At 60.8% G+C, this 25,636-nt stretch carries 25 protein-coding genes; 9 read left to right on the top strand and 16 right to left on the bottom strand.

All coding sequences use genetic code 11. The features are described 5' to 3' along the window. Positions 1-126: 126 nt before the first annotated feature. Both V0R37_RS04840 and V0R37_RS04835 read left to right on the top strand, forming a co-directional pair. Positions 127-351 carry a DUF2970 domain-containing protein gene (locus V0R37_RS04840; protein WP_420373415.1) on the top strand — a complete coding sequence of 75 codons (225 nt, stop codon included), beginning with the start codon at positions 127-129 and terminating at the stop codon, positions 349-351. Between the two features lie 33 nt (positions 352-384). Continuing rightward, positions 385-1,260: a cytochrome c oxidase subunit 3 gene (locus V0R37_RS04835; RefSeq protein ID WP_420373414.1), complete on the top strand. Its 876-nt coding sequence runs from the start codon at positions 385-387 to the stop codon at positions 1,258-1,260. A gap of 78 nt (positions 1,261-1,338) precedes the next feature. Here the strand turns inward: V0R37_RS04835 and V0R37_RS04830 are convergent, their stop codons facing one another. Then, positions 1,339-1,545: a twin transmembrane helix small protein gene (locus V0R37_RS04830; RefSeq protein WP_420373413.1), complete on the bottom strand. Its 207-nt coding sequence runs from the start codon at positions 1,543-1,545 to the stop codon at positions 1,339-1,341. 34 nt (positions 1,546-1,579) lie between these two features. Here V0R37_RS04830 and V0R37_RS04825 point away from each other — a divergent pair, with 34 nt between their 5' ends. Genes V0R37_RS04825 through V0R37_RS04805 form a run of 5 tightly spaced genes read left to right on the top strand, consistent with a single transcriptional unit; the run spans position 1,580 to position 5,567 of the window. After that, a complete protein-coding gene (locus tag V0R37_RS04825) occupies positions 1,580-2,386 on the top strand; it encodes an SURF1 family protein (RefSeq protein ID WP_420373412.1) in 807 nt (268 codons plus the stop codon). Between the two features lie 8 nt (positions 2,387-2,394). Further along, entirely contained in the window at positions 2,395-3,039 is a 645-nt protein-coding gene (locus V0R37_RS04820; RefSeq protein ID WP_420373638.1) for an SCO family protein, read from the top strand. A gap of 4 nt (positions 3,040-3,043) precedes the next feature. After that, the gene (locus tag V0R37_RS04815) at positions 3,044-4,057 is read left to right on the top strand and encodes a COX15/CtaA family protein (RefSeq protein ID WP_420373411.1); all 1,014 of its coding nucleotides are present in this window, start codon (positions 3,044-3,046) and stop codon (positions 4,055-4,057) included. Next, the gene (gene cyoE / locus V0R37_RS04810) at positions 4,054-4,944 is read left to right on the top strand and encodes a heme o synthase (protein ID WP_420373410.1); all 891 of its coding nucleotides are present in this window, start codon (positions 4,054-4,056) and stop codon (positions 4,942-4,944) included. Before V0R37_RS04815 ends, cyoE begins: the two co-directional genes overlap by 4 nt. Before the next feature lie 20 nt (positions 4,945-4,964). After that, entirely contained in the window at positions 4,965-5,567 is a 603-nt protein-coding gene (locus V0R37_RS04805; protein WP_420373409.1) for an SCO family protein, read from the top strand. A gap of 14 nt (positions 5,568-5,581) precedes the next feature. Here V0R37_RS04805 and V0R37_RS04800 read toward each other — a convergent pair whose 3' ends face one another. Next, on the bottom strand, positions 5,582-8,194 hold the full coding sequence (locus V0R37_RS04800; protein WP_420373408.1) for a cation:proton antiporter: 2,613 nt from the start codon (positions 8,192-8,194) through the stop codon (positions 5,582-5,584). Between the two features lie 29 nt (positions 8,195-8,223). On the opposite strand from V0R37_RS04800, the gene V0R37_RS04795 reads away from it, so the two are divergent. Next, on the top strand, positions 8,224-8,448 hold the full coding sequence (locus tag V0R37_RS04795) for a hypothetical protein (RefSeq protein ID WP_420373407.1): 225 nt from the start codon (positions 8,224-8,226) through the stop codon (positions 8,446-8,448). Between the two features lie 50 nt (positions 8,449-8,498). Here V0R37_RS04795 and rpoH read toward each other — a convergent pair whose 3' ends face one another. Then, entirely contained in the window at positions 8,499-9,383 is an 885-nt protein-coding gene (gene rpoH, locus V0R37_RS04790) for an RNA polymerase sigma factor RpoH (RefSeq protein ID WP_420373406.1), read from the bottom strand. A 219-nt stretch (positions 9,384-9,602) separates the two neighbouring features. On the opposite strand from rpoH, the gene V0R37_RS04785 reads away from it, so the two are divergent. Beyond that, positions 9,603-10,751: an ABC transporter substrate-binding protein gene (locus tag V0R37_RS04785; protein WP_420373405.1), complete on the top strand. Its 1,149-nt coding sequence runs from the start codon at positions 9,603-9,605 to the stop codon at positions 10,749-10,751. A 15-nt stretch (positions 10,752-10,766) separates the two neighbouring features. Here V0R37_RS04785 and fghA read toward each other — a convergent pair whose 3' ends face one another. The 13 genes from fghA to V0R37_RS04720 form a co-directional block, all read right to left on the bottom strand. Further along, a complete protein-coding gene (gene fghA / locus V0R37_RS04780; RefSeq protein ID WP_420373404.1) occupies positions 10,767-11,627 on the bottom strand; it encodes an S-formylglutathione hydrolase in 861 nt (286 codons plus the stop codon). 42 nt (positions 11,628-11,669) lie between these two features. Further along, positions 11,670-12,776, bottom strand: a complete 1,107-nt coding sequence (locus V0R37_RS04775) for an S-(hydroxymethyl)glutathione dehydrogenase/class III alcohol dehydrogenase (RefSeq protein ID WP_264130523.1) — start codon at positions 12,774-12,776, stop codon at positions 11,670-11,672. An 81-nt stretch (positions 12,777-12,857) separates the two neighbouring features. Next, a complete protein-coding gene (gene clsB / locus V0R37_RS04770; protein ID WP_420373403.1) occupies positions 12,858-14,087 on the bottom strand; it encodes a cardiolipin synthase ClsB in 1,230 nt (409 codons plus the stop codon). Positions 14,088-14,133: 46 nt separating this feature from the next. Further along, positions 14,134-14,991: an endonuclease/exonuclease/phosphatase family protein gene (locus tag V0R37_RS04765; RefSeq protein WP_420373402.1), complete on the bottom strand. Its 858-nt coding sequence runs from the start codon at positions 14,989-14,991 to the stop codon at positions 14,134-14,136. A 22-nt stretch (positions 14,992-15,013) separates the two neighbouring features. After that, positions 15,014-16,804 (bottom strand): aspartate--tRNA ligase, encoded by a 1,791-nt coding sequence (gene aspS / locus V0R37_RS04760; protein ID WP_420373401.1) that lies wholly within the window; start codon positions 16,802-16,804, stop codon positions 15,014-15,016. A gap of 39 nt (positions 16,805-16,843) precedes the next feature. Further along, complete coding sequence (locus V0R37_RS04755; RefSeq protein ID WP_420373400.1) at positions 16,844-17,536, bottom strand: DUF502 domain-containing protein; 693 nt, start codon at positions 17,534-17,536, stop codon at positions 16,844-16,846. Positions 17,537-17,556: 20 nt separating this feature from the next. Continuing rightward, on the bottom strand, positions 17,557-17,859 hold the full coding sequence (locus V0R37_RS04750) for an FmdB family zinc ribbon protein (RefSeq protein WP_420373399.1): 303 nt from the start codon (positions 17,857-17,859) through the stop codon (positions 17,557-17,559). Positions 17,860-18,016: 157 nt separating this feature from the next. Then, positions 18,017-19,294: a putative Na+/H+ antiporter gene (locus V0R37_RS04745; protein WP_420373398.1), complete on the bottom strand. Its 1,278-nt coding sequence runs from the start codon at positions 19,292-19,294 to the stop codon at positions 18,017-18,019. A 121-nt stretch (positions 19,295-19,415) separates the two neighbouring features. Further along, on the bottom strand, positions 19,416-21,047 hold the full coding sequence (locus tag V0R37_RS04740; RefSeq protein ID WP_420373397.1) for a GMC family oxidoreductase: 1,632 nt from the start codon (positions 21,045-21,047) through the stop codon (positions 19,416-19,418). Positions 21,048-21,167: 120 nt separating this feature from the next. Beyond that, on the bottom strand, positions 21,168-22,130 hold the full coding sequence (ubiA, locus tag V0R37_RS04735) for a 4-hydroxybenzoate octaprenyltransferase (protein ID WP_420373396.1): 963 nt from the start codon (positions 22,128-22,130) through the stop codon (positions 21,168-21,170). Positions 22,131-22,137: 7 nt separating this feature from the next. After that, a complete protein-coding gene (locus V0R37_RS04730; RefSeq protein WP_420373637.1) occupies positions 22,138-23,031 on the bottom strand; it encodes an NAD(P)-dependent oxidoreductase in 894 nt (297 codons plus the stop codon). 61 nt (positions 23,032-23,092) lie between these two features. Continuing rightward, positions 23,093-24,289, bottom strand: a complete 1,197-nt coding sequence (locus tag V0R37_RS04725) for an aminotransferase-like domain-containing protein (RefSeq protein WP_420373395.1) — start codon at positions 24,287-24,289, stop codon at positions 23,093-23,095. Positions 24,290-24,600: 311 nt separating this feature from the next. Further along, a complete protein-coding gene (locus V0R37_RS04720; protein ID WP_420373394.1) occupies positions 24,601-25,635 on the bottom strand; it encodes an aromatic ring-hydroxylating dioxygenase subunit alpha in 1,035 nt (344 codons plus the stop codon). Between the last annotated feature and the right edge of the window lies 1 nt (position 25,636).

Genomic DNA, 25,636 nt, shown 5'->3' with positions numbered 1-25,636 from the left:
GGTTTGCATATGACACCCGAACAACGCCGGAAGAATCGCAACACCGCCTTTGCCCTGGTCATCATGGTGATAGCCGTCGTGGTGTGGGCCTTCTGGCGCGGCGGGTCCATGGGAAGCTGATGCGACATGACTGAAGACATCAAGGAGCTGTCGCGCCGCAAACTGAACTTCTTCCAGACCATGAAAGCAGTGGCGTGGGGATTTTTCGGCGTCCGCAAGGGCAAGGGCTACACTGAGGATATCGGCAACCTGAATCCGGTTCACCTGATCATCGCCGGCCTCATCGCCGCCATTGTTTTTGTTGTAGGGCTGGTCTGGATTGCCCGTTCGCTCATTGGCTATTTGACCTAATATTTTTAATTCAATAATTCGCAGGAGAACACCATGAGTGCAAGTCACTTGGCTCAGGGCAAAGAGGCACCTTACTATTACGTGCCCGCCGAATCAGTCCACCCGGTACGCGCCAGCTTTTCGCTGCTGCTGACGCTGCTGGGCGCCGCGCTATGGATCAACAGCTACAGCGCCGGCTTCTGGCTTTTCATTGTCGGTATCCTTAGCCTTTTCACCGTGCTCTACGGCTGGTTCGGCGACGCCATCCGCGAATCCGAAAGCGGCATCAACAGCGTGCGCGTCGACCACTCCTACCGCTGGAGCATGGCCTGGTTCATTTTCTCGGAAGTCATGTTCTTCGCCGCGTTCTTCGGCTCGCTGTGGTATGCCCGCGAAGTGACGACCCCCTGGCTCAGCAACCTGGACCACCAGACGCTGCTATGGCCCAATTTCGCCGGCACCTGGCCTAATCTGGGACCCGCGGGCGTCGTCCCCGACTTCAAGACGGTCGGCCCCTTCTGGCTTCCCACCATCAACACGGCCCTGCTGTTGACATCGGGCCTGACGCTGACCATCTCGCACCACGCCTTGCGCGCCAGCCATCGCGGCAAGGCCATCTTCTGGCTGGCTGCAACCGTTATCCTGGGCTTCACCTTCGTAGCTTGCCAGGCCTATGAATACCACCATGCCTACCAAGAGCTGAACCTGCGTTTCGACTCCGGCATTTATGGTTCGCTGTTTTACATGCTGACAGGCTTCCACGGTTTCCACGTCATACTGGGCTCCGTCTTCCTGACCGTCATCCTGTTCCGTCTGATCAGGGGCCACTTCACCGCCAATCATCACTTTGGCTTCGAAGGCGCCGCCTGGTACTGGCACTTCGTTGACGTGGTCTGGCTGGGCTTGTACCTGTTCGTATACTGGTTCTAAGCCAATACGCCCGACACGGCTGCTTGCAGAATAGAAGCATCCGGAAAAAGGCTGGCTCCGCCGGCCTTTTTTTCTGCCCTAGCGGGTTACGAAGCCGGTGCTTTGTATCCAGCCCATATGATGGGCAAACAACACGAACAGGAACAGCGCGATAGACAAGCCAATGCGCACGGTCAATGCATTCACTGTGCGGTTGGTGCCGCCTTTGTCACGCATTAGATAGACGAGGGCAGAGGCTAAACTTCCTAAAATGCCCAGGAACGCTAGGATGACTACGATACGCATTTCGGCCTCCGGTAAAACCTGAATTATTGCAGACATGGCACGCCCACACACGACTTTTCACACTCTGACCGCCCTGGTTCTGCTTGGCGCGCTGGTATTCGTGTTCGCATCGCTGGGCAACTGGCAGCTAAGCCGCGCCGCGCAGCGCGATGCCATCAGGTTGGCCATCGATGCCGGACGGGGCAGCGCGCCGCTGGCCCTTGGTGTGGACACGCCAGCCGTGGAAATGGTGCCCTGGAGGCCGGCGACGGCCCACGGCCACTGGCGGCACGACCTGACAGTACTGCTGGAAAACCGAAATTATCAAGGCCGGCCGGGATACTGGGTGGCGACGCCACTGGTGCTGGACGAGTCCTCAAGCACAGCCGTGCTGGTCCTGCGGGGCTGGCTGCCGCGTCAGGCATCGTTTCCTCAGAGCCCGCCCACCGTTCCCGCCCCGGCCGGCGAACAGGCCATATCCGGCGAATTGCTGGACCGCGTTCCTAGGCTGTTCGAACTTTGGTCATGGTCCGACAACAGCGCAACCCAGCTGCCCAAGAAGCTGCCCGACCCCGAACGGCCCCTGCCCAGCCTTCAGAACCTGGACCTGGCCGCCTACTCGGCGGCAACTGGCTTAAAATTCAAGCCTGCCGTCCTGGCCCAGACGTCCGCCGCGGCGTCGCCGGAAAGCGCGGATGGCGGCGCACAGCTACTGCACGAATGGCCGGAACCCTCCCTGGATTCGGACAAGAACCGCGGCTATGCGTTGCAATGGTTCGGTTTCGCCCCCATTGCAGCAATTGCCTGGCTCGTCATCGCCTGGCGGGCCCTGCGCCGCCGTAAATCGCCCCCCATTTTGTAAGGAACCCCATAGTGGTCAGCTCATCTCCTGCAACACCGCAACACCGCAAGCCGCGATCCGCCTGGCCCCTGTTCCTGATCGTGGCCATGTGCCTGGCGCCCGTCGTCTTTGCCCTGCTGGCTTATTACGTCCCGTCGCTGGGCCTGCGTCCCCAGGAAAGCACCAACTACGGCGCCCTTGTCCAGCCCCAGCGGCCGATTCCAAGCGCCGAAGCCTTGCCGCTGACCACACCGGACGGCCAGCCTTTCGATTTGGCCAGCCTGCACGGAAAATGGCTGCTGGTCAGCGCCGATGCCAGCGCCTGCCCCGAATCCTGCGTCAAGAAGCTATTCATACTGCGAAATTCGCATGCCAGCCAGGGAAAGAATGTAGAACGCCTGGCCCGCATCTGGTTCCTTACCGATAAGGGCACCGTGCCGGACAAGATCCTCGAAGCCTACAAGGGCACGCACATGCTGCAGGCCGACCCCGACAAGCTGGCGGCCTTCCTGGCGCCGCAGGCAAGTCCGGCTGAACGCGAGGCGGCGCTGAAAGCGCCGATGTGGATCATCGACCCGCTGGGCAACCTGATGATGCAGTTCCCGGCCGACGCCGACCCCATCTCGGTTCGAGACGATATCAGCAAACTCATCCGCAACTCGCGCATTGGCTAGGAATATGGTCGAACGCATTACATCGCGCTATCGGAAGCTGGTATTCGTCACCTGGTTCCTGACGCTGGACCTGATCATGTTCGGCGCATTCGTGCGCCTGACCGATTCAGGCCTGGGCTGCCCCGACTGGCCGGGCTGCTACGGCAAGATCAGTCCTATCGGGGCCAGCGGCCACATAGAGCAGGCCCTGCAAGCCATGCCTTACGGCGCGGTCAGCTTTTCGAAGGCATGGATCGAAATGATTCATCGCTATGTCGGTTCGCTGCTGGGCATGATGATCATCGGCATCGTTTACCTGGCCTGGCGCCATCGCCGCGAACTGGGCAACACCCCGCGCCTGGCCATCGTCACCCTGGTCGCGGTGTGCGTACAGGGCGCATTCGGCGCATGGACCGTCACGCATCAACTGATGCCACTGGTGGTTACCAGCCATCTGCTGGGCGGCATGCTGCTGCTGGCCCTCATGACCTGGCTGGCCGCGCGCGAAAAGCCGCACGCTCCCATTGCGGCCGCGGCGGCGCGATGGCGGGGCTGGATGGCCGGCGGACTGATCCTGCTCTTCATGCAGGTGGCGCTGGGCGGATGGGTCAGCACCAACTATGCGGCGTTGGCCTGCATGGATTTCCCCATGTGCCACGGCCGCTGGGTTCCCGACATGGACTTTCACGGCGGATATTCGCTGTTCAGGGGCCTTGGCCTGCTTCCCTCGGGCGAAATGATTTCGCAGAATGCATTGACCGCCATCCATTGGGTGCATCGCAACTTCGCCTTCCTGGTGTTCGCCTACCTGGGTGTGCTGGGATGGAAAATGCTTGCCGAACCCGGATTGCGCGGCCCCGCCAGGCTATTGCTGGTTCTGTTGGCCGCGCAACTGCTTACCGGGCTTACCACCATCTTCTTCCAGTGGCCCCTGCTGATCGCCGTGCTGCACAACGGCGGCGCAGCAGGCCTGGTTCTGGCCAGCGTTACTCTACTGGTGCGCCTGTCGCGCGCCCATGGGGCTAAAATACCGGTATGACTTCCGTACCCATTCCCACCCCGCCCTTGCTCCGGCAATACTTGGTGCTGACCAAGCCCCGCGTTACACAGCTGGCGGTGTTCTGCGCCGTGATAGGCATGTTCCTGGCCAGCCCCGGCCTGCCCGAGCTGGTCCCCGTCGTGGCCGGCACCGTCGGAATCTGGCTGCTCGCGGCGGCGGCCTTCGCCGTTAACTGCCTGATCGAACAGGAAATCGACGCCCGGATGCTGCGCACGGCGCGGCGCGGCACCGCCCGAGGCACCATCAGCAATGCGCAGGTCATCCTGATGTCGGGCGTACTGGGCGGACTGGGCATGGTCATCCTGTACAACCTGGTCAACCCGCTGACCATGTGGCTTACATTTGCCACCTTCGTGGGCTACGCCATCATCTATACCATCATCCTGAAGCCGCTGACGCCGCAGAACATCGTCATTGGCGGCCTGTCGGGAGCCATGCCGCCCGCCCTGGGATGGGCCACGGTGGCCGATTCGGTGCCGGCCGAGGCCTGGATACTGGTGCTTATCATCTTCATCTGGACGCCGCCGCATTTCTGGGCCCTGGCGCTGTACCGCAACAACGATTACGCCAAATCCGGCTTGCCCATGCTGCCGGTCACCCATGGCAAGCGGTTCACACGCCTGCATATCCTGCTGTACAGCTTCGTGCTGTTCGCCGCCACGCTGTTGCCTTTCATCATACGCATGAGCGGTCTGCTGTACCTGGCCTCGGCCATTGTGCTTAGCGGCATGTTCGTGTGGTATGCCTGGTGCTTGTACAGGCAGTACTCCGACGAGCTGTCGCGCAAGCTGTTTCGCTTTTCCATTTTGTATCTGGCCCTGCTTTTCGCAGCCCTGCTGCTCGACCATTGGGTCAGGCTGATCTGATTTTTCATACCGGAAGTCCTATGTCTGTGTTCTCCAGCAAGCGCCGCACCCTGTTGACCCTGCCGCTGGCCGCGGCGCTCGCCGTTTCCATTGCCGCATGCGGGAAAAAGGAAGTCGCCTTCAAGGGCTCCGACATCAGCGGCACCAAGCTGGGCCAGGACATGGCCATGATTGACGGCAGCGGCAAGCTGCGCACGCTGGCCGACTACAAAGGCAAGGTCGCCGTTGTGTTCTTTGGATTTACCCACTGCCCCGATGTTTGTCCCACCGCCATGGCCGAGCTTGCGCAAACCATGGAAATCCTGGGCAACGACGCCGGCAAGGTACAGGTTTTGATGGTCAGCGTCGATCCCGAACGCGATACGCCTGAGATCCTCTCGGCCTACGTCAAGGCCTTCAATCCCGATTTCGTCGGCCTTACAGGCACGCAAGAGCAGTTGAGCAAGACAGCGAAGTCCTTCAAGGCCTACTACGCCAAGTCGGCCGGCGCGACCCCCGACCAGTACTCCATGGACCATGCGTCCTCGTTCTACCTTATCGATCCCGAAGGCGAGTCACGGGTGCTGATCAGCGGGAACGCATCCGCCCAGGATATCGCCAGCGACATCCGCCAGTTGCTATAGCCCTGCCGACGGATTCAGGCAGCACCCGTAGCGGCCGGATCGCCTGACGGCGGCGCCGGCGACGGATCCAAATCCGAAGGCTTCTGAGCCCGGGCGCCGGCATGCAGCTCGGGCAGGGGTTCGTGCTGGCGCTCGCCCGACTGGAATTCCTGCCATACCTCCAGCGCGCGCAAGCGCTGCTTGACCACCGTGTCTATTTTTTCCCGCAAGGCCGGGTCGCGCTTCAGCAGGGTGTCGAAATCGCCCTCCAACAGCATCAGCAAGCGGCTATAGCCCAGAGACGTCACCTTGGCTTCGAATTCGGTGCCGGCGACCATGGCCATTTCCCCGAAGATCTCCCCCGTGCCCAATTCAACCGTCGTCTTGTCCGGCAAGTGTATGGTCACCGCGCCCGACGCCACGATGTACATGGCGCGGCTTCTGCCGACCTGCATGCGGATATGCTGGTCAGGCACCGCCAGGCGCGGCTTGAGCAGCTTGGCTATCGCCCTCAGGGCTTCAGGGGCCAGGCCTTCGAACAAGGGTACCCGCTTGATCAGATCGCTGGCGCTCATGGCGATGTCCAGGGCGGGATGCTTCTGGACATGGCTCCAGCGGAGATCTATCTGCTTGACCAGGTCGGAATACATTTCGCCGGTAATCAGAAACTGCGCCAGCATGTCGCGGTAGCGCAGACGCTCCAGCGCGCGTGCCATGCGCCCCAGGTACGCCTCTTGCAGCCATTGAGCGAAGATGGGGTACTGGAGATTCATGGCCTGCAGGGCGTTTTCCAGCAATACCAGGCGATGCCTATGCGCCTGGATGATGGTGTCAGTGGCTTCAGGACCCAGCAGGGGCTGGATCTCTTTCTCGGCGAAGCGTATCAGTTGCTGAGCCACTGAGCGCTTGGCCATCAAATTGGTGAACCGCTTGGCCAGCTCGCGGGCCAGCCAGCCTTGAAGGCCGAACAGGTAGTGCATGCGCAGGGCCATGCGAAAGCCCGTGGAGTAGCGCAGGTCGGCGGCGATGGCCGCCTCGAAGCCTTTTACACCGCCCGAACGCACGGCGTCGCTCATGTGCTCCGCCCTGGCCAGCAGCGATTCGGCCGCACGCCAATCGACCACTTGCGCTTTCAGGGTGTCGAAGAACATTTCCTCTTCGCGGGCCGCCACCATGGCCAATCCCATGGATACTTTCTGCTCGTGGGACAGCTGCGCCAGCTCGCCGCCGTCCACGCTGGCCAGCGTGGCATCGAAGACGGCATGCACGCGCTGCCTGACATCGGCGCCGATATGCTCGTTGCGCGCCAGCTCGTCGGTTTTCTCGCGCAGATCGTCCAAGGCGACAACCACGGCCTGATTGCGCAACGTGCGCTCGAAGGGCGAGAGTTCGTTCAGGCCCAGGCGCCGTATCAAGAAGCGAAGACTGGTGCCGTTGATGAACAGGGTCATCAATACGAAGCCGGTCGTGGCCACCGCAATGAATTGGCGCGCCTCGTACGGGACGTTATGCTGCTCGGTCACAGCCAGTGCCAGCGCCAACGATACGGCGCCGCGCAAACCGCCCCACCACATCACCGTCTTATAGGCTCGGCTGACCTTGGTGCCGAAACGGGTCAGGCCCAGCAGCGGCAGCACGCCAAACACCATCACGCCGCGCGCGGCCAGCGTCGCCGCGAACACCAGCAGGATAAGCAATACCTGCATCCATGTGATATCGGCAATCATGCGGGGGATCAGCATGGCGGCGAAAACGAAAATAAGGGAATTGGCCCAGAAACCGAATTGCGACCAGGAGCTGGACAATTGCTCGAACGTCGCCGGAGACATGCGCGTACGACCGGTGGAACCCACGACCAAACCGGCGATGACGGTGGCGACCACGCCGGAAACACCCAGATAGTGCTCGGATATGTAAAAAGTCAGATAGGCCAGGGCAACGGTCAACGTTATCTCGGCCGTGGGCCAGCCCCGCAGCCAGATAAACAGGCCGCTGGCCAGCCGTCCCATCAGAAAACCCGCTGCTCCGCCGCCCAGGAAACTGAAGACGAAGCTATAGAACACCTTGCCGGTCGAGAGGTCGCCTCCGCCATAGAGCACGGTCAACAGTACCGAGTACAGGGAAATGGACGCCGCATCGTTGAACAACGATTCGCCTTCCACCAGGGTGGTCAGCCGTTTTGGGGCGCCGACCTCGCGGAATACGCCAATGACCGCCACCGGATCGGTGGTCGCCACAATGGCGCCCAGCATCAGGCACACCACCAGGCCATAGCTGGATACCGCGCTCAGCGAAAACCCGACAGCCACGGTGCAAACGATAACGGCGACGATGGCCATCATCAGGATCGGACCGATATCGTCGAGCAGGCGCCGCACATTCAACGCCAAGGCGGTCTCGAACAGCAGAATGGGCAGGAAAACGAACAGAAAGGTTTCGGAGGAGACCTCGAAATGCTGCAGGGAATCCAGGAAATCCGACATGACCAGCGGAGCCCAGCTATGGACATGTATGATCAGGCCCAGCACAAAACCCACGATAGCCAAAAGCACCGAATACGGCAGGCGCAGGCGGCCGGCCACCGGCGGCATGAAAGACACCAGGGCAAGCAGGCCGGCCAGTCCGAATACCAGGTGTCCTATCTGCATGATCGCAGTCCTTTCGCCGTTCAGCGCACTTGAAGCTCAAGAATATCGCTTTTTTCGGCAAATTTTTCCGAGGCCCCGCTTTTTTTATTCGAAATGGCAAAAGCCATAAAAAATGGGACACCTGGAAGGTGTCCCATAAACATCCGCTTCAAAAGGGAGGGGAAGAGGAGAAGCCGAAGCGGACGATGATCGGCGGCTCGCGCATCGTAGGCAATACGCCGTTCATACAGATTAGTCAGAAGCCGTGCGATTAAGTTCTGGCATTGGCCGGGAAAGGTGTAATAAAAAATTTCCCGATAACTGCTTAATCAGCCAAGGCCAGGCGCAATTTCTTGAATGCGGCGGTTTCGATCTGGCGGATGCGCTCGGCCGACACGCCGAATTCGGCAGCCAGTTCGTGCAGCGTAGCGCCGCCCTCGTCCTGCAGCCAGCGGGCCTGGACAATACGGCGGGACCGGGGATCGAGGCCCTCCAGGGCGTCGGCCAGGCCAGCGCCCTGAAGGTGATCGTAAGAGCGCCGTTCCAGTATGCGCGAGGGCTCTTGCCGCCCTTCGTCGGACAGGTAGGCGATAGGCGCGTAGCCGTCCTCGTCATCGCCAGCGGTTTCCAGCGCCATTTCGCGGCCGGACAGGCGCACTTCCATTTCGCTGACGTCTTCGGGGCGGACATTGAGTTCACGCGCGATATCGTTGACCTGCTCGGTATCCAGCGTTTGGCCATCGGGGCGCATGCGGCGCAAATTGAAGAACAGCTTGCGCTGGGCCTTGGTCGTGGCAACCTTGACGAGACGCCAATTGCGCACGATGTATTCGTGGATTTCGGCCTTGATCCAGTGGACCGCGAATGACACCAGTCGCACGCCGCGATCGGGGTCGAAACGCTTCACAGCCTTCATCAGCCCGATATTGCCTTCCTGGATAAGATCGGCGTGCGCCAGCCCGTAGCCCAGGTATTGGCGGGCAATGGACACGACCAGCCGCAAATGCGAAGTAATAAGCTGCCGGGCGGCATCCAGATCGGATTCATCGCGCAAGCGCTTGCCCAAAGCCACTTCCTGCTCTTGCGTGAGCATGGGCAAACGATTTACGGCGCTTATATAGGCTTCGATCGTGCCTAACGCACCCGGGTTGGAAATAGCCATGGCCAGTTGATTGTTGCTAAGGGCCAGGGATTGCGGATGTTGAGTCATCGGTTGAGCGATCCTCTTAAAAAGCATATCTCTAATATTAGCACTCCAGCAGCGTGAGTGCTAATCTTGCGAAAAACAGCTATGTGTATAGTTATATGAGCATTTTTCGTGCCGAAAGTTCGAAATTCGCCCCGCTTAGCCTATAAAATCCTGGTTTCGGAACCACTGCAAGCTCGCCCCTTTTTCATGCCCCTGCCCGGGGTCACGGAGACCATCCCCATGCTATTGAAGAAATTCGCCTGTTCAGCCGCCCTGCTTGCCCTGGCGGGAGTCTTTCCCGCCGCGGCACAGGTAAAAATAGGCGTGGTCACCTCGGCCACCGGCCCCACAGCCATGGTGGGCATCCCCCAAAAGAACACTGTTCCGCTATTGCCCGCCAAAATCGGCGATCTGACCGTGCAATACATATCGCTGGACGATGCCAGCGACCCGACCCAGACCGTCACCGCCTTCAAGAAGCTGATCAGCGAGGAAAAGGTCGACGCCTTCATCGGCCCAACCGGTTCGCCCAATGCCATGGGCGTCATCCAGTTCGTGGCCGAATCGGGCACCCCCATGCTGGCGCCCGTAGGTACGGCAGCCGTCGTCCTGCCCATGACGCCGCAAAAGAAATGGGTATTCAAGACCACCCAGAACGACGACATTATCGCCAAGGCCCTGGTCGGCCATATGGTCAAGGCGGGCGTCAAGACAGCCGGCTTCATCGGCTTTAACGATGCCTACGGCGAAAACTGGCTGAAGGTATTTACGGAATTGGCCAAAGCCCACGACATCAAGATCGTGGCGACCGAGCGCTACCAGCGCTCGGACAGCTCCGTTACGGGGCAGGCGCTGAAGGTCCTGTCGGCCAAACCCGATGCCGTCCTGATAGCCGGCACGGGCACGGCCGCGGTCCTGCCGCAGGCCACTCTGGCCAAACAAGGCTACAAGGGCCAAATCTACCAGACCCATGGCGCCGCGCTGCCCGCCTTCCTGAAGCTGGGCGGCAAAGACGTGGAAGGCACCATACTGGCCGCCGGCCTGATGCTGGTGCTGCCGGAGATCGCAGACAGCAATCCATCCAAGAAAATCGCCGAAGACTACGTTGCCCGCTACACCAAGATGTACGGCGAACGACCCGCCACCTTCGGCGCCAACGTATTCGACGCCGGCCTGTTGCTGGAAAAGGCCATTCCGCAAGCGGCTAAGATCGCCAAGCCCGGAACCAAGGAGTTTCGCAGCGCCCTTCGCGACGCCCTGGAGAGCACCCGCGAACTGGTCGCCACGCAAGGCGTCTATAGCATGACACCCGAGGACCACAGCGGCTTCGACGACCGTGGCCGCGAGCTGCTGACCGTGAAAAACGGCGAATGGCGCCTGCTTAAATAGCCAGGCGCCCGCTGTTCAATCGGTGCCCAGGCGTTCCGCATGGAACGCCACATGGTCTTCGATAAACGTGGAAATGAAGTAGTAGCCATGGTCATAGCCGGCATGGCGGCGCATGACCAGAGGCTGCTGCGCCAGGGCGCAAGCCGCTTCAAAGGCCTCGGGATAGAGCTGTTCCTTCAGGAAATTGTCGGCCAGCCCCTGGTCGATCAGTATGCCTTTGGGAAAAGGGCGTTGCGATTGCTCCATCAGCAACGAGGCATCGTAGCCCGCCCACGCCTGCCGGTCGCTGCCCAGATAGGACGAAAATGCCTTTTCGCCCCAAGGGCAGCGCGAAGGCGCGGCAATGGGCGCGAAGGCCGAGACCGATTGGAACTTGGCGCGGTGGCGCTGAGCCAGCACCAGGGCGCCATGCCCGCCCATGGAATGGCCGAATAGGCCCACGCACGACGCATCGCCCGGCAACTGGCCGGTGACGATGCCGAAGAGCTCGTCCACCACATAGCTTTCCATGCGGTAGTGTTCGCTCCAGGGCGCTTGCGTGGCATCCAGATAGAACCCCGCGCCTGTGCCGAAGTCCCAGTTATCGTCCTCGCCGGCTATGCCGGCCCCTCGCGGACTGGTATCGGGCGTGACCAGCATCAAGCCATGCTGCGCGGCGTAGCGCTGTGCGCCCGCCTTGATCATGAAGGTTTCCTCGGTGCAGGTCAGGCCGGCCAGGAAGAACAGCACCGGCACGCGGCCCTGCTCCGCCTGGGGCGGCAGGAAGACAGAGAATCGCATGGGCAGCCCTACGGCTTGCGAAGGATGGCGATAGTAGCGTTGCACCCCATCGAAGCAGCGATGCTCGCTGATCAGTTCCAGATTATTTTGCGGCATGGCGGCATCTCCTTTTGCGGCGATTGCGTTCGGCACCCTGCATCAGTACACCACCACGGACCGGATGGACTCGCCGCGCTTCATCAATTCGAAACCTTCGTTGATCTGATCCAGGCGCAGGGTATGGGTAATGAGATCGTCGATATTGATCTTGCCGTCCATATACCAATCCACGATCTTGGGCACATCGGTGCGGCCGCGCGCGCCGCCGAAAGCGGACCCCTTCCATTCGCGTCCGGTTACCAGCTGGAAGGGCCGCGTGGAAATTTCGGCGCCCGCCTCGGCCACGCCGATGATGATGGACTGGCCCCAGCCGCGATGGCAGCATTCCAGGGCCTGGCGCATGACCTTGGTATTGCCTATGCACTCAAAGGAGTAGTCGGCGCCACCATCGGTCAACTGAATGATGTGGTCGACAACGTTCTCGACTTCGTTCGGATTGATGAAATGGGTCATGCCGAACTTGCGCGCCATGGCTTCGCGCTCAGGGTTCAGGTCGACGCCGATGATCTTGTCGGCTCCCACCATTTTGGCGCCCTGGATGACATTCAAGCCGATGCCGCCCAGGCCGAACACCACCACATTGGCGCCGGCCTCTACTTTGGCGGTGAAAAGCACCGCACCCAGGCCGGTGGTGACCCCGCAGCCTATGTAGCAGACCTTGTCGAAGGGCGCGTCGCTGCGTATCTTGGCCAAGGCGATCTCGGGCACGACAATGTGATTGGAAAAGGTCGAGGTGCCCATGTAATGGTGCACCGGCTTGCCGCCCACGGTGAAGCGCGAGGTGCCGTCCGGCATCAAACCCTTGCCCTGGGTGGCGCGTATCGCCGTGCAAAGATTCGTCTTGCGCGACAGGCAGGATTTGCATTGGCGGCATTCAGGGGTGTACAGCGGGATGACGTGATCCCCCGCTTTCAGCGAACTGACGCCAGGGCCTGTTTCCAGCACCACGCCGGCCCCTTCATGACCTAGTATCGACGGAAAAATCCCTTCCGGATCGGCGCCGGACAAGGTGTAATAATCCGTATGGCAGATGCCGGTAGCCTTGATCTCGACCAATACTTCGCCAGCCTTGGGACCCTGAAGTTCGACATCTTCAATAGTCAGTGGTTCGCCCGCCTTCCAGGCTATCGCCGCTTTCGTTTTCATACCATACTCCTGATTACTGTTTAAACGCGGCGGCCGCCGTCCGCCTGGACCGCGCCGCCAGGACGATGTTAAACGATAAACTCAGTATTCCGACGATTTCCCGGTCAGGGCGACACCGGCACGCAGCATGAAGTAGGAAAATGCATCCACCCAGCGGCCCAGCCAGCTGCGCCGCTGCAATTGCTCTTCGGTGACGCGCTCGGCGTCGCCATGCATTTCCGCCTCGATAGCCGTCTTCAGCTCGTCGGCGAATTGCGCATCCTGCACAAAGACGTTGGCTTCGCGGGCCAGCAGCAGGCTGAAGGGGTCCAGGTTGGACGAACCCACCATGGCGCAGCGGTCGACGACGGCGACCTTGGCATGCAGATAGCTGGCCATGTATTCATGGATTTCTATGCCATCGTCCAGCAACTGGCAGTACATATAGCGGCAGGCCCGATACTGCATGGGGTACTCGGAGCGTCCCTGCAGCAGCAAACGCACCTTCACGCCGCGCTGCGCCGCCTCTTGCAATGCCTTGCGCAAGCGCCGGCCGGGAAAAAAATACGCATTGGCGATCAGGATGTCGTTCTCGGCTCTTGCCATGGTTGCCAGGTACACGTTCTCTATGGTCTGACGAAACCGGATATTGTCGCGCAGCAGCAAGGCGGCCAGCCGCCCCGGATCGAACGTGGGCGGCGCTTCTTTCTCCCGGGCCTTGCGCCATTCACCCAGATGCGTCAGCCGCCGATAGAACGCGGCCCAGTCGTCGCGCCGGCGCCAGGCCATGCGCAGCCACAGGGCGCGCTGCGCCCGGGCGGCGTCGGCGACAATAGGGCCTTGCAGGCGCACGGCGAAATCAAAGCGCGGCTTCGGCCCCTGGCCATCGTCGGGCACATCGACGTAATCATCCAGCACGTTGATGCCGCCCACGAAAGCAATGGCGCCATCGACCACCGTCACCTTGCGGTGCAGCCGGCGCAAGCGCCGCAGGTTGAAACGCACAGCCCGCAGGCCCGCGGGTTCGGGCCGGTAGATGCGGTACTGGGCGCCCATCTCCGCCAGCTTGCGCGCAATGGCCCAGGCATGCTCCTGGCTGCCGAAGCCGTCGATGACGACTCGTACTTTCACACCCCGGGCGCAGGCCCGGCTCAAATGCTCCAGGACCCGCAATCCGGTCCGGTCGAGACTGAAAATATAGGTTTCCAGATGCACTTGGCGCTGCGCGGCGTCGATCGCCTCGCACAGCGCGGGAAAGAATTCGCCGCCGTTACGCAGCAGATCGATCCGGTTGCCTTCCCGCCAGGTCAGGCGCAGTTCTTTCTGGGCCATGTCCGCCTTCCTTCCCCTGGCCGCATCGCGTTGCCATCGATGCCGATCACGGCAGCTCCAGCTCGGCGAACAAGGGCGCATGGTCGGATATCTGCCGCCACGGCAATCCATGCAACACGCGCGCCTTGCGCACGGCGAATCCCCGCTGATAGATGCGATCCAGCCGCAGCCACGGGAATGCCGCGGGAAAGGTCCGCGGCGGCGGCGTCAGGCGCGCCGCACCGTTGACGCCCAATTCATGCACTTTCTGCGCCAGCGGCAGGGGCCGGGGCAGGTTGCGCAGGCTATCGCGCAAGCGCGTCACCGAATGGCGCAGCTTGCGCGGCTCCATATCGTCTTGCGGTGCAATAGCGAACACTTCGTACAAGCCCAATTGCTGGACGAACAAAGGCGCAAGCCGGTTGTTCCAGTCGTTGAAATCGCCCGCGATCAGCATGGGCTCGCCCTCGGGCACCAAACGCCGTATGCGCTCGACCAATGCTCCGACCTGCCGCGAACGACCGCCCGCGAACAAGCCTAAATGGACGACCAGGCAATGCACCGGCACGCCCTGGACTTCGACCAGCGCATGCAGCAGCCCGCGCTGCTCCAGCTTATGGTCGGAAATATCCTGGTTCTCGTGTTGGAGTATGGGAAAGCGCGACAACAGGGCGTTGCCATGGTCGGTGTGCGGCCGCACCGCATTGCATCCGTAAGCGGTATGCATGCAAAGGGCCGCGCCCAGCGACTCGTGCTGGGCATCCAGGCTGATGCGCTGTTCGTTGCGGCCCTGGACCTCTTGCAGGAAAAGCAGGTCGGGGCGCAATCCGTACAAGCCAAGGCGCAAGTCCGACAACGATTCACGACTGCCCGTTGCCGACCGGCCCTTGTGGATGTTGTAGCTTACGACCCGGATGACCGACACGCCCCCTCCTTTGTTGCTCCTGCTACTTTACTTCGGTATTGCGCAAGCGGATATGCAGCTCGCGCAGTTGCTTCTCGTCCACGGCGGACGGCGCTTGCGTCAACAGGCACTGCGCGCGCTGCGTCTTGGGGAAGGCGATGACGTCGCGTATGGACTCGGCGCCCGCCATCATGGTCACCAGGCGATCCAGGCCGAACGCCACCCCGCCGTGCGGAGGCGCTCCGTATTGCAAGGCATCGAGCAGGAAGCCGAACTTGTTGCGGGCTTCTTCCGCGCCGATGTTCAAGGCGCGGAACACTTTGCTCTGGATCTCGGCGCGATGGATACGGACCGAGCCGCCGCCCACTTCCCAACCGTTCAGGACCATGTCGTAAGCCTTGGCCAAGGCCTGGCTGGGATCGGTTGCCAGGAAGTCCTCATGGCCGTCCTTGGGGCTGGTAAAGGGATGGTGTGCCGCGAAGTAGCGGCCTTCTTCCTCGTCGTATTCGAACATGGGAAAGTCCACGACCCACAGAGGCTTCCAGCCGGCCTCGAACAGGCCGCCCTGTTTGCCGAATTCGCTGTGGCCGATCTTGACGCGCAGCGCGCCAATGGCGTCGTTTACGACCTTGGTCTTGTCCGCCCCGAAGAAAATCAGGTCGCCGCTTTGGGCGTCGCAGCGCTCGATCAGCTTGGTCAAGGCATCGACATGGATATTCTTGACGATGGGCGACTGCAGGCCATCCGGAATGGAAGCCGCGTCGTTGACCTTGATATAGGCCAGGCCTTTGGCGCCGTAGATGCCCACGAACTTGGTGTAGGCATCGATCTCGCTGCGGGGCATGCTGGCGCCGCCCGGAATGCGCAAGGCCACCACGCGGCTGGCCGGATCGTTCGCAGGCGCCGAAAACACCTTGAAATCGACATCCTGCATCAGGTCGCCGATGTCGACGAACTCCAGCTTGACGCGAAGATCGGGCTTGTCGGAACCATAACGGCGCATGGCTTCTTCCCAGGTCATCGTCGGGAAGGACGCGGGCAGCTCCACTTTTTGCACATTGGCAAAAACATGGCGGATCATACCCTCGAAAATTTCGCGTATCTGCTCTTCGTTCAGGAAGGATGTTTCGCAATCGATCTGGGTGAACTCGGGCTGGCGATCGGCGCGCAGGTCTTCATCGCGGAAGCACTTCGTTATCTGATAATAGCGGTCGAAACCCGACACCATCAGCATCTGCTTGAACAACTGGGGCGATTGCGGCAAGGCGAAGAACTGACCTTCGTTCACGCGGGAAGGCACCAGGTAGTCGCGCGCGCCTTCGGGCGTGCTTTTGGTCAGCATGGGCGTTTCGATATCGATGAAACCCAGATTGTCCAGGTACTTGCGCACTTCGATGGAAACCCGATAACGCAGCATCAAGTTGTGCTGCATCTGCGGGCGTCGCAAATCGAGCACGCGGTGCGTCAGCCTTGTGGTTTCCGACAGATTGTCATCGTCGAGCTGGAAGGGCGGAGTGACCGATGCATTCAGCACTTCGATTTCGCGGCACAGCACCTCGACCTCGCCGGACTTCAGTTCCGGATTGCTGGTGCCCGCGGGACGCAGCCGCACCAAGCCGGTCACACGTACGCAGAATTCATTGCGTATGTGCTCGGCGGTGGAGAATGCCTTGACGTTGTCCGGGTCGACCACAATCTGGGCAAGACCTGCGCGATCGCGCAGGTCGATGAAAATCACCCCCCCGTGGTCGCGGCGACGATGAACCCAGCCAAACAAGGTGACTGTCTGGTCAAGATGTTCTTTACTGACCTCGCCGGTATAGCAGGTACGCATCAAGGATTACTCCGTATATAAAATTCTTGTAAATAAAAATCAGGGCCGGTCGTTGCCGGACGAGTCCGCTTCCTGGGCCGCGTCGATGCGCTGGGCCGCCTCGACCACCGATAGAGCCTCTTGGCCGGCTTCCAGCGCCTTGACCGATCCAGGAGCCACAACGCCCATGGAAACAATGTACTTCAACGCCGCGTCGACGCTCATGTCCAGCATTTGCACGTCGTCGCGAGGCATCATCAGGAAAAAACCCGAAGTCGGGTTGGGCGTGGTCGGAACATACACACTGACAAAATCGTTGCCCAGTTTTTCCGCCACCTCGCCGCTCGGTGCGCCGGTCAGGAAAGCAATGGTCCAAGATCCCTGCCTTGGGTACTGCACCAGCACCGCTTCGCGGAAAGCCTGGCCGTTGGGCGCAAGCACGGTATCGCTGACTTGCTTGACCGAATTATAGATGGAGCGCACCAACGGGATGCGGCCAAGCAGCTGTTCCCAGCGTTCCACCAGGGCGCGGCCCAGGAAATTGGCACCCAGCAGGCCGGTCAGCAGCACGACCGCCAGCACCAGCACCAGTTGAAAACCCGGAATGCGATAGCCGAACAACGACTGCGACGACAGAAATGCCGGCACGACGCTTTCCAGCGTGCCGATCAGCAAGGCAATGACCCAGACCGTGATGATCAGGGGTATCCAGATCAGCAGCCCGGTAATGAAGTAGCGTTTAAAAAAACGCATTCGGCTCTGCTGCGGCGCGGTCACGAGGACGCCGTGCCGGCCGGCGGCGCGGCGGGCGCGCTGGCGGCGGTGCCGCTGCTAGCGCTTGCGCTGGCTGGCGCTTCAGAAGATGCGGCGGGCTTGGCGCCCGACGCGCCCCCATTATTACGAAAATCGGTTACATACCAACCCGAACCCTTCAATTGGAAGCCGGCGGCGGTAACCTGCTTGGCATAGGTACTTTGCCCGCATTCGGGGCAATCCGTCAGTACAGGGTCGGAAATCTTTCGCAGCACATCCTGCGCATGTCCGCAGGCGCTGCATTTGTAAGCATAAATAGGCACGAGAAAATCCCAAGAAGAAATGTCTAAGGAACAACCGCCATAAGCCGTCCGCCGTGCAGGAACGGAAAAAACGCGGCCAAGCGCCAAAAACGGCTAATTTTAGCCGTTTTTAGCTGGTGGCACCGGCTACGGGCAGGACCGGCGGCCGGAAGCTGTCCTAAAAGGAATTTGGCAGCAAAAACATGAACGCCGCCACCAAAGTAGGTATGGAGGCGGAGAGCAGTAATTTCAACGGCGAGATGGCCCCGTCGGGAAAACAACCTTTAAGTATCGAGAACCCCGCCGGATTCGGCGCATTGGCGATGACGGTCAGGCCGCCGCCCGTGACGGCGCCGGCAACCAGCATGTAGCGCCACAATTCGCTCGTGCCTTCAACCAGCGAACCCAGGTAGGTCAGCGCGGCATTGTCGGTTACCGCGGTCAGCGCCGTGGCGCCCCAATACAGGACAATGGGCGACAAGCCCGCCAGCAAGTCCTGCAACCACCATTTCTGCAGTCCGCCCAACACCACCAGGCCGGCCAGGAAAAAGCCCACCATCAGGCCTTCCCGTATCAACAATGGATTCTGGTGCCGCTTGTAGGCATGGGCGTAGCCTATGAACAGCATCATGAAAGCCAGGAAAAGAATAGGGTGGTGCGCCGACAGGACGACACCCACCAGAAAGAGAGTATGAATGGCGATCACGATAAGCGGCACGGGAGGCCGTTCGGATGCCTGATTGGCATCGACCCCGCCCAGCGTGCCGTCCAGCAGGTGCGTCCGGCAGATAAAGGTCAGCACGCCCGCATTGACGCAAACCGCCAGCGCCGCACGCCACCCGAAATGAGTGGCCATATAGGCCGTATCCCAATCGAAGGTCTGCGCCACCATCAGTACGGGCGGCGCGGCGTAGGCGGTCAGGACGCCGCCGATGGATACGTTCACGAACAACACGCCCAGGGTCATGTACTTGAAACCATCCTGGCCCGGCTTGCGGAAATAGGCGTCGCGCAGCAGCAGGGCCGCCAGCGTCATGGCGGCGGGCTCGGTAATGAAAGAACCGGCCAGTGGGACGAACGACATGGTTACGAAGAACATGGCCAGTTCATTGCGTATGGGCAGGAGCCTGGCCAGCGCGCGCACCGCCATATTCACCAGTTCGATAATGGGGCGGCTGGCCGCCACCACCATGATTACGAAAACGAAGGCGGGCTCGGTGAAGTTGCGCGTGTCGATATAGCCGACCGCCTCGCCGACGCCCGACACCAGGGCCATGCAGGCCAACAATACGCAGGCCCATACGCCGAACACGGCCTCGACTTCGGACAGCAGATGCCACAAGCCTGCGTGCGGACCGCCGCGATTGGCCAGGCGCGCAAAAACCGGCACCGAAAAGGTATGAATAATGGCAATCGCAAACAAGGCGGTTGCCAGGTACTCCATAAAACTAGCCATGCCTCAACCCTTATAGAAAACTGGCACGAATTGTCGCACGATCGATTCTGTGGCCGATACGCCGTATCGGGCCAGGGCGATCCCGGCCTCGTGCAAGGCCTTGTTCATTTATGTGGAGCCATCATGCCGCGTGCCGCTTGCCCAGGATGAAGCTTGCGCCTTGTTCGGCAATCATGATGGTGGGTGAATTGGTATTGCCCGACGTGATGGTCGGCATGATGGATGCATCGATGACGCGCAAGCCCTCGATGCCATGCACTCGCAACTCGGGATCGACCACCGCCATGGCGTCCATCCCCATTTTGCAGGTGCCCACTGGATGAAAAATGGTGGTTCCGATATCGCCCGCGGCTTTCTCCAGGTCGGCCTGCGATTCAATCTGGGCACCCGGCTTGTATTCCTGGGGGCGGTAGGAAGCCAGGGCCGGCTGCGCCATGATCTTGCGAGTCACTCGTATACTGTCGGCTGCCACGCGGCGATCTTCGTCCGTCTGCAGATAATTGCACAGTATGGCGGGCGCATCGGTGGCCTTGGGCGAAACAATCCGGACATGGCCCCGGCTAGTGGGGCGCAGATTGCACACTGAAGCCGTAATGGCCGGAAAGGTATGCAGAGGATCGCCGAATTTTTCCAGAGACAAGGGCTGCACGTGGTATTCCAGGTTGGCGCGCGACTGTTCGGGACCGGAACGCGCAAACGCGCCTAATTGCGAGGGCGCCATCGTCAGCGGCCCGCGCTTCTGGGCCGCATATTGCAAGCCCATCAGGGCTTTCCCCCACAAGGTTCCCGCAATGGTGTTCAGCGTCTTGGCGCCTTCGACCTTGTAGATCATGCGCAACTGCAAGTGATCCTGCAAATTGCCGCCTACGCCGGGCAAGTCGTGCACGACCGGAATGCCCAGCGATTGCAGCAAAGCGCCCGGGCCCACGCCCGATACCTGCAGCAGTTGCGCCGATCCGATGGAACCCGAGGACAGGACGACCTCGGCCTTGGCGCGGGCGAATCGCGCATGGCCATCATCATGGATGAAATGCACGCCCTGGGCACGCTTTCCGGAGAAGGCGATCCGCTCGGCCTGGGCTCCGGTCAGCACCGTCAGGTTGCCGCGGTGGGCAACGGGATGCAGGAAGGCTTTGGCGGAAGTCCAGCGCACGCCGCGCCGCTGGTTGACCTCGAAATAGGCGCAGCCCTCGTTGTCCCCGCGGTTGAAATCGTCAATGGCGGGAATGTCGGCCTGTTGCGCCGCCTGGCGGAAGGCGTCCAGTATTTTCCATGACAGCCGCTGGCGCTCGACGCGCCATTCTCCCGTCCTGCCATGGAATTCGCTGTCGCCCGCATGATGGTCTTCCAGTTGCTTGAAAACGGGCAGCACGTCATTCCAGCTCCAGCCCGGATTGCCCTGGGCCGCCCAGCCATCGTAATCGGCGGCCTGGCCGCGCATGTAGATCATGCCGTTGATGGCCGAACTGCCGCCCAGGACGCGGCCGCGCGGATAGCCCAGGCTGCGGTTGTTGATGCCGGGGTCGGGTTGCGTGGTGTAGCACCAGTCTGTGCGCGGATTGCCGATGCAGTATAGGTAACCCACGGGAATGTGTATCCAGCGCCAGTCATCGCGCCCGCCGGCTTCAAGCAAGAGCACTTTCCGGTTCGGGTCGGCGGAAAGCCGGTTGGCAAGCAAGCAACCTGCCGAGCCTGCCCCAACAATGATGTAATCGAACTCCAATTGCTCTTGCCGCGGTGCTGAATCCGCCATTTTCTTGTCTCCTGCCGACCGTTTATGCAGATTTTTTGTATTGCTTTGATACAGCCATTCTAGTCCTTCGCGTCCTGTCCTTGCACGGCTCCATCCATCCCGGATGCCGGCGGCCCTGATTCAGAGGGGCAGCACGGTGCCCGCCAGCGCCGCAACCAGGAGCAGGACGCCCACCGCCATATTGGCGCGGAAGAGCATGAAATTACGATCCGGCCTGTCCAGGCTGAAAACCCGCATTTGCCAGAAGAAATGCGCGGCAATGGCGGCGATGACCACATAATAGGGCCAGGCCATGCCCATGCCCGCGCCGCCATAGATCCACAAAGCGATGGTCGCGATGTAGAAGCCGCTGATCCAGGCCTTGCCCTTGTCGGCGAAGCGCAAGGCGGTGGAATGCAGGCCCAGCTTCACGTCGTCGCGCACATCCACATAGGCGTAGATGGAGTCGTAGCCGACCTGCCACAGAACGGCGCCCAGCCACATGGCAATGGCGGCCAGGGGTACGGTGTTTTGCGTATCGGACCACGCCATCAGCATGCCCCAATTGAATCCTATGCCCAGCACCACTTGCGGCCAGTAGGTAAAGCGCTTGCAAAGCGGATAGACGATGACGATAGGCATGAGCGCCACGGCCAGCCAGCGGCTGTATTCGTTCAAGGCCAGCAGTAAAAGCGCACATACGAGCAACTGGGCGAATACGAACCACAAGGCGTTTTTCAGCGTAAGCTGGCCGCTGGTCAAGGGCCGAAAACGTGTGCGTTCGACCAGCTTGTCGATATCGCGATCAAAGATATCGTTGAAGCAGCATCCTATGCCGCGCATCAGCAGGGCGCCCAGCGAGAAGATGAACAGGCGCAAGAGCGTCGGCCAGCCGTCGGCGGCCTGTACCAGCGCCGCCAGGCAGGGAAGCAGGGTCAGCCAGGTGCCCACGGGCCGGTCCAGCCGGCACAGCCGCGCATACGGCCCCCAGGAACGCGGCAGCCATCGCTCCACCCAATCGTCGGGGCGCATGTCCGACAGATCGGAGGCGCTGGCGTTTGTGCTGGATTCGAGATTGGGGTCGGAAGAGTGAAGCGGCGTCATTGCAAGCTTAAGGAGTATCCGGTTTCCGGTCTGTCAGGTAGGGGATCAGTTCAGGCACAGCCTGCTGCGCCAGCCCCGCCTGGCAGGCATCGGCATAGACACGTTCGATAGCCTGGGCGGCGCTTTGCGCGGCGCCCGCTTCTTGCGCCATGGCATTGTAGTAGCCCATGTCCTTCAGTGCGTTGGACATCGAAAAGCGGAAGCCGGATGCATCGCCCTTTTCAATGTAAGGCCCTAATCGTTCCAACACCACGCCGCCGCCCCCGCCGTTGGCCAAGATGTCAGTAAAGACCTCGGGGTCGATACCGGCCTTCCGGGCGCAGGCGGCCGCTTCGGCCAGCACCGTGGAAAAACCCAGCGACACGTAATTATGCAATAGCTTCAGTTGGTGCCCCGTTCCTGTCTTGCCCGCATATACGATGTTTTCGGCATAGCAACGCAACAGCGGCAGACAGCGTTCGTATACGGCATGGTCGCCGCCGACGATCAGGTTGAGCCTGCCTTCGGCGGCCTCTTTGGGTGTGCGCGTCATGGGTGCGTCCAGGAACAGGCCACCCGCCTGCTCCACCGCGCCGGCTATCCTTGCGGTCGATGATGGAATGGCCGTGGAACAATCAATGACGATGGCTCCAGCCCTTAGTCCTTCCAGCACTCCGTCCCGGCGGAACAATACATCTTCCACCTGGGGAGAACCGGTGACGCAAAGAATAAGGACATCCACCTTGCGCGCCAGTTCGGCCGCCGTTGATACCGTCGAGGCGCCGGCCGCCAGCAAATCGCCCAAGGGTTGATTGCCCGGGTGTTCCAGCAGCGTCAGCGCATGCCCGTGCCGCAGGATGCTGGCGGCGATGCCGTGCCCCATCAGGCCAACGCCAACGAGTCCTATGCGCGCGTCCTTCATTTCCATACCGGGGTTCTCCTTGCGGGCGTCGTTGGGTTGGGCGAAAGTGCAAGCCGCGCTATCAGCTTTCCTTGATCAGCTTGCCGAGTATGGCGATGCCTTCGCGGATCTTTTCCTCGGAAACAGTAACGAAGCTAAGGCGCAAGGTATTGGCTTGCGGCTCGGCTCCGGCAAAGAACGGCGCGCCCGGAACAAAGGCGACATTGTTCTGGATGGCGCGGGCCAGCAATTGGGTGCCGTCGATATGAGCCGGCAGCGTTACCCAGATGAACATGCCGCCTTCGGGCCGGGTCCAGCTGGCCGTGGCCGGAAAGTGCTTGTCCATGGCGTCGAGCATATAGCCGCACTGTTCTTTGTACAGATCGCGCACCATGGGCAAATGATCGGTCAGGAAGCCGTCTTTCACGGTTTCATAGACGGCCATCTGGGTCAGCGAGGCGGTGTGAAGGTCGGTGGCCTGCTTGATCTGGACCAGCTTGGCGATGATGGGCTTGGGCGCCACGATATAGCCCAGGCGCAGGCCTGGAGCCAGCACTTTGGAAAACGTGCCCAGGCGGATGACGGTGGCGCCCGCCGCGCGGCCCAATCCCAGCAAGCCGGGTTGCGCCGTGCCGGCATAGCGCAGCTCGCCGTACGGATCGTCTTCGATAATGGGCACTTGCAGGGCGGCGCAGCGCTCCACCAAGGCCTTGCGGCGCTCCAGGCTTAAGGTCAGGCCGGTCGGGTTCTGGAAGTTGGGCAGGACATAAATAAAGCGGGCCCCGGCTGCGCGTTCGCTGGTCAATGCTTCCGGAATCAGGCCGCCCTCGTCGGTCGGAACGGCCACATAATTGGGTTCGAACAGGGAAAACGACTGGAGCGCCCCCAGGTAGCTGGGCGCTTCGACCAGGGCTTTGCTGCCGGGATCGATGAACAGCTTGCCCAGCATGTCCAGCGCCTGCTGCGAACCGGAGACGATAAGCACCTCATCGGGCGACACGTCCGCGCCCACGCGCTTCAGGTCTTCGGCAACCCAGGCGCGCAATGGCGCATAGCCTTCGGTGGGGCCGTATTGCAAGGCGCTGCGGCCATTGGTCTCCAGAACGCGGTCGAAGGCGTTCTTCATGACATCCACCGGAAAACCCTTGGGTGCGGGCAAACCGCCGGCGAACGAAATGATTTCCGGCCTCTCGGTAACTTTCAGGATTTCTCGGATGGTGGAACTGGTAAGTTTCTGCGCGCGCTGCGAAAAAGTGTAAGGAAGGCTATACGAATCCATAATTCTGAAAAATCCCGATAAAGAGCAAAGCGATAACCTCGTAGATTAACGCAACTGGCGGCAAGATTCAGTGCAATACCCCCCGCCGCGCGCCATTCGGCCGGCTTTCGCAACACTTTTACAACGTGTCGTCCTTGCGCCGGCTGTCCCGCCGCACCGTTCGGATCAACCACCAAAACAACGAAAACGAGCAGGCCAGGCCCACTCCGAAAATTCCAAGTACGATCCAATCGCCCGTAGTCACTGGCTATCACCTATATATGTGGTTTATTGTTGCTGAATGCCTGCGCCGGGAATCCACACGCCTGCGTCTACGCCGATTTTACGTCCACCGCCTGCTCGGCGGCGATCAGGGCCTGGACCTTCTGGCGAAAACGCAAAGGACCCGCGTCCAGCGGCAGATTCATTTTGGATGGGTTTTTTACCATGCCGGCATGAACGGCCTCGAGCACAACGCGATCTTCGCTGAAAGCATGCCGCACGTCTTCGGCGAATTGGCGCGACACGGCTTCATCGTCGGGACTGAAATTACGCATCTGAAACCAGTAATAGCGCGTTGTCGATTCGTCTACCGGCGTCAAAAAGTTATAGGAATCCATCAGGAACACATCGGGATGGAAGGGCTCTGTGTCGGTACCCGTTCCGGCGGGCGCAAAAATGGCCTTGATCAGGGCATGCGATGGCACGCGCACCTCGTAATGCTGCTTGCGATCGCAATTGCCGGTGAACTTGACGAATTTCGCGTAAAAAGGCGCGACCTCGACGTCGCGCATCCAGCGCGAAACCACGACCCCGTTTTCATTGACCTGGGTTTCGAGCGGTTCGCCTATCATGGCGGCATTGCCGAACGAAGTTCGGTGCACCCAGGAAACATGGGAGGGATCAAGCAGGTTGTCGGTCAGGTATTGGTAATTGCAGCGTACCGTCATGGCATCGCCCCGATTCACGCCCCATGCCGGATCGCCCCAGTGCTCGACTTGCATGATCGCGGCCGGATCGGCCTTTTCGGGCTCGCCCATCCATATCCACATCAGGCCGTAGCGCTCGATTGCGGGATAGCTGCGCACCACCGCGCGGGCCGGAGCATGAGCCAGGCCCGGCGCGCGGACACAGCTGCCCGAACAATCAAAAACCAGGCCGTGGTAGCCGCATTCCACGGTGTCATCCAGCAAGCGTCCCATGGACAAAGGAAGCCTGCGGTGCGGACAGGCATCTTCCAGCGCCGTTACGCCGCCGTCCAGCGTCCGGTATAAAACAATATCTTCGCCCAGTATCCGGGTGGAATGCAGGTGGCGTCCAACTTCGTGATCGCTTGCCGCCACATACCAAGCATTCTTCAAGAACATG

The sequence above is a fragment of the Pollutimonas rozaliensis genome, assembly GCF_048751585.1.
In the GTDB taxonomy this organism is placed as follows: domain Bacteria; phylum Pseudomonadota; class Gammaproteobacteria; order Burkholderiales; family Burkholderiaceae_B.
Note: the sequence above shows the minus strand (reverse complement) of the source record. Positions and strands in the feature narration are given on the sequence as shown.